Genomic DNA, 4,538 nt, shown 5'->3' with positions numbered 1-4,538 from the left:
CTTTTCCAAATTGGACAAGTGGCACAACTTGGCGATTGGTTGGTGCTTTTGGCAATTCAACTTGGAGAGGCAGCATTACATTTGATACACCGCCAAAAATAGAACTTAACAGCCCTGCTCGTCAATAGCAGATGCAGCTGTCACAACTTATACAATTCCCAATCCAAATTGTGCGAATGGTGATTTTGCACCTTGGGCTCTCAAGTATCATCGTAATAAATTGTACTTAGGGGTCGTGTGTACCGCAGAAACTTCGCAGAAAAAATCGGATTTAAAAGTAGCTATCTATGAGTTCAGTTTGAAAGATCATCAGTTCAAACAATTAATCGAATTCCCTCTGGGCTATAAACGCGATCCTTTGGATGCAACGCAGGGCTGTGACACTATTGATACTTGGAAGCCTTGGAGCGGCATTTTTCCTAAACAATGTAACTATCCTTTGGGGGCGCGTGATCCGATCAGTGCGTTTTTGGTTAACCCTCAGCCTATTTTATCGGATATTGACTTTGATGATGACGGTTCTTTATTTGTTGGAATGATGGACAGAGGCGGTTTGCAAACAGGCCAAAATCAGCCGGGTATTGCAAAAGGTGATACTCTAAATTACTATGGTTTTATGAGCGGAGATTTGTTGCGTATTCAACGCAACAGCGATGGGACATATACCATGGAAAGCAATGGTAAATCAGGTAAATATACATCAGCAGGTGGAAGCGGTTCAGGAGTAGAATTTGCCCACGATAAAGGTGCCAGCCCGGGTGGGGGTGAATTTTTCTATGATGATTATTGGATTAATGGACAAAATGGAATAGGTCACTCTGAACTTACCAACGGTGGGATTTTTAAAGAACCTGGCAAGACAGAGATATTTTCGTCGGCATTTGACCCTATCCATAAACAATATTTGGCAACAGGATTTATTGTATTTGATACCCGTACCGGAAAACGTAATCGCAGCTATGCCGTTTATGCGATTCAGGAAGGAGCCTTGGGTAAATCAGGAGGAGTAGGGGATTTGACTGGCATTTGTAACCCTGCGCCATTGGAAATTGGTAATAGAGTGTGGTTTGACCAAAACAGAAACGGGATTCAAGACCCCAGTGAAAAGGGCATAGATAAAATCATTCTTACTTTGCACGATATGCAAAATAATGAAGTGGAAGTAGGGCGTGATACTACAGCGAATGGAGGACAATTTTATTTCAATGACTTTAATGTGACGGGAACCCTCAAACGAAACCATAAATATGAGGTTCGTATGAAGACCAATCAGACATTAAATGGAATTTAAATGGGCTGAAAACACTTAAAAGCGGTAGGGTAAATGCGTTGGCCGGTACTTTTCAAATCAAAGATTCACTGCAAATAGCGGTTAGAAACACTACATTAGATAATGACATTCGTAACTCTGATGCCGTTTATAATGCAGATTCTACTGAGGCGATAATTGTACTTAATACTGGAAATAATAGCCAAAATGACCATAATTTAGACATTGGCTTGATGTCAATCATATTCCCGGCTTCGGTAGGAGACTATGCTTGGTATGACCTCAACCGCAATGGTATCCAAGATATTCGCAAAGACCCTCTTGGTAATATATTAGGACCGGAATTGCCTGTCAAAGGAATTGTGATGGAGCTTCGTACCAAAACTGGTCAATTTGTGAAATCGGACACAACGGGTGTTGATGGGAAATATGCTATCGGAGACATAGAACCAGGCGAGTTCTATATCAAATTTAATCCTGTTTCCTATCCTGCTTCTGATTTTACAGTAGCAGATTTGAACAAAGGTACCAACGATTCGCTGGACAACGACATTGAGCGGGTTACCTATAAATCCTCTAATTTCACTCTTATTTCAGGTCAGCACGACCCTCGTTGGGATATGGGCTTTTTCAGGTCCGCCACTCCCAAAATTTCTGATCCCTGCGCCTGTGACTCGACAATACTTTATTTGCCTGGCAATGACAATTATACAAAATACGTATATCGCGAAAAAGTTACTGTCAAAGCCACTCCGGGAGGGAAATGGATGATTATTCCACATGACAATAAATCAAACCTTTCTACCTATGGACTCTACGAGGACGACGGTGAAGGATACATTGATTCCATTGATTTGAACAAAAAGCAGTACTTCTTTACGGAAGTGCCTGATTCATTGGGCTTGCACGAGTTTAAGTTTGCTCACAAGTCCGCAGATGGCTATGCTTTAGTAGTGACAGATGGAGTGGATACGTTGAGCATTGGAGCCGTTTGTTATGAGGTAAAAGAGCAGTATGATACTCGTTTGGATACGCTTTGTTCGAATGGTGATAAAATCCAACTGCAAAGGATTTTTCCTAACGGAATAGCCACTTATTACTTTATTGATACCACGGCTTTTGTGTTCAGAGATGGATTCAATGAGTTTACGTTGCTGGAGGCAGCAGTTAAGCGCGGGCTCATTACGGAGCTTGATCCTAAAAAATACAGGCCTAATTCTACCATCAGTTTGTATATGAAATGGCAACCCACCGGTGCGCCGGATCATAAAGGCGCCTGCCAAAAGTCCATGATATTGAATATTAATATTACAAACCGGGGCGACTGTATTCCGTCGGCTTCGGTAGGAGACTACGCCTGGTATGACCTAAATCGCAATGGTATTCAAGATATTCGAAAAGACCCGTTTGGTACTGTATTAGGACCCGAACTGCCTGCCAAAGGGGTTATAATGGAACTTTATAACGGTGGTGGTCAATTTGTGAAATCGGATACAACAGGTGCTGATGGAAAATATAATATCGGGGCTTTAAAAGCAGGACAGTACCATGTTAAATTTAATCCAGTCTCTTATCCTGCGTCGGATTTTGTAGTGACAGACTTGAATAAAGGAACGAACGATTCATTGGACAACGACATTCCGCGGGTTACGTATAAAGCCGCTGATTTCAATCTTGCAATAGGTCAGCACGACCCTCGTTGGGATATGGGCTTTTTCAGGGTCTCTTCCCCTGACATTTCTGATCCCCGTGCTGGTGACTCGACAATACTTTATTTGCCCGGCAATGACAAATATACAAAATACGTTTACCGTGAAAAGGTCACTATCAAGGCTACTCCCGGTGGTAAATGGGCTATTATTCCGTATGACCTCAAAAAGAATAATTATACCTACGGACTCTACGAGGACGACGGAGAGGGATACATTGATTCGATTGACCTAAACAAAAAGCACTACTTCTTTACAGAAGTGCCCGATTCATTGGGTGTATATGAGTTTAAGTTTGCCCATAAGTCGGTAGATGGCTATGCTTTAGCCGCTACTGATGGGGTGGACACCTTGAGTATTGGAGCCATTTGTTATGAAGTGAAAGAGCAGTATGATTCGCGTTTGGATTCGACACTTTAGTCGAATGGTGATAAAATCCAACTGCAAAGAAACTTCCCTAACGGAACGGCCACTTACTACTTTATCGATACTACGGCGTTTGTGTTCAGAGATGGCTTCAATGAGTTTACGTTGCTGGAAGCAGCAGTTAAGCGCGGGCCTATTACGGAACTTGATCCCAAAAAATACAGGCCTAATTCTACCATCAGCCTGTATGTAAAATGGGAACCTAAAGGTGTTCCAGATAAGAAAGGTGCTTGCCAAAAGTCGATGATATTGAATGTTAAAATCAGTAATACAGGTGCCTGTATTCCGCCTAATGACCTCGAACTCTCCAAAATACTGGTAGGTGATTGCCGACGCCAAGTGGGAGATGAAGTACAATTCAAACTCATTATTAAAAATAATAGCCCCAATTCGTTAGCTTCTGCTGACAGCGTCTATGTGGAAGATATGCTTTCAACCAATTTCAATTTTGTGAAATATACTTCAACACAAGGACAGTATAATACACAAACTCGACTATAGGGACCATTGACTTTGGCGGCCGGCCATACAGATACGCTTACTATGACTGTCAAAATTAATAATATAGGAGGATTTATCGGAGGTACAATCTGTAACGAAGCGGAAATTGTAGCCATGAGTAAGAAAAGCGGTATCGATCCGGATTCTAAGCCTTATAATGGAGTGAAAACGGAAGATGATTATGATATTGCCTGTGTCAGTGTTCCGCTGAAGATTTGTACAGAACGAAAAGACACGGTTATTATCTCAGCTCCCGTAGGCTATGCTCAATACCAGTGGTTTAAAAATGGAGTCAAAATAGTCGGAGCGACTGCTCAAACGCTGGAAGTAGGAGCTATCGGGTCTTATTCAGTAGAAGTCGGTAATGGTCAGTGTCCTACTAAAAACTGCTGTCCGGCGATAGTAGAAGAAGAATGTATTTGCCCGCCAGATATTTGTGTACCATTCACTACTAAAAAAGTAAAAAAGAAGTAAGATTTTAACTCGGTAACTTCACTGAATATTCTCAACACTACGCAGATTCAGATTTGAAGTGCAATTATCCAGCCGTTACTTGTTAGTGACTGCTGATGAAAGAGCCAACTGTTGTGAATAATAAACCATAGTTTTGTGGTGTCGAATCATAAAACAAG

At 41.7% G+C, this 4,538-nt stretch carries 4 protein-coding genes; all 4 read left to right on the top strand.

Annotated features, from left to right (window positions below):
* Nucleotides 1–235: 235 nt before the first annotated feature.
* The 4 genes from Q0081_RS08425 (at nucleotide 236) to Q0081_RS08410 (ending at nucleotide 4,380) form a co-directional block, all read left to right on the top strand.
* Nucleotides 236–1,291, top strand: coding sequence for an SdrD B-like domain-containing protein (locus Q0081_RS08425; RefSeq protein ID WP_298351408.1), 1,056 nt, complete (start codon nucleotides 236–238; stop codon nucleotides 1,289–1,291).
* Between the two features lie 212 nt (nucleotides 1,292–1,503).
* On the top strand, nucleotides 1,504–3,399 hold the full coding sequence (locus Q0081_RS08420) for an SdrD B-like domain-containing protein (protein WP_298351406.1): 1,896 nt from the start codon (nucleotides 1,504–1,506) through the stop codon (nucleotides 3,397–3,399).
* A gap of 81 nt (nucleotides 3,400–3,480) precedes the next feature.
* Nucleotides 3,481–3,906 (top strand): hypothetical protein, encoded by a 426-nt coding sequence (locus Q0081_RS08415; protein WP_298351404.1) that lies wholly within the window; start codon nucleotides 3,481–3,483, stop codon nucleotides 3,904–3,906.
* Between the two features lie 6 nt (nucleotides 3,907–3,912).
* Nucleotides 3,913–4,380: a hypothetical protein gene (locus Q0081_RS08410; protein ID WP_298351402.1), complete on the top strand. Its 468-nt coding sequence runs from the start codon at nucleotides 3,913–3,915 to the stop codon at nucleotides 4,378–4,380.
* Nucleotides 4,381–4,538: the final 158 nt, after the last annotated feature.

This window comes from Runella sp., assembly GCF_027484545.1.
Taxonomy (GTDB): Bacteria; Bacteroidota; Bacteroidia; order Cytophagales; family Spirosomataceae; genus Runella.
Note: the sequence above shows the minus strand (reverse complement) of the source record. Positions and strands in the feature narration are given on the sequence as shown.

Excerpts from the sequence above, each read along its gene's own strand:
- Q0081_RS08420 (WP_298351406.1), top strand. The coding sequence starts at position 1,504 with ATGTCAATCATATTCCCGGCTTCGGTAGGAGACTATGCTTGGTATGAC.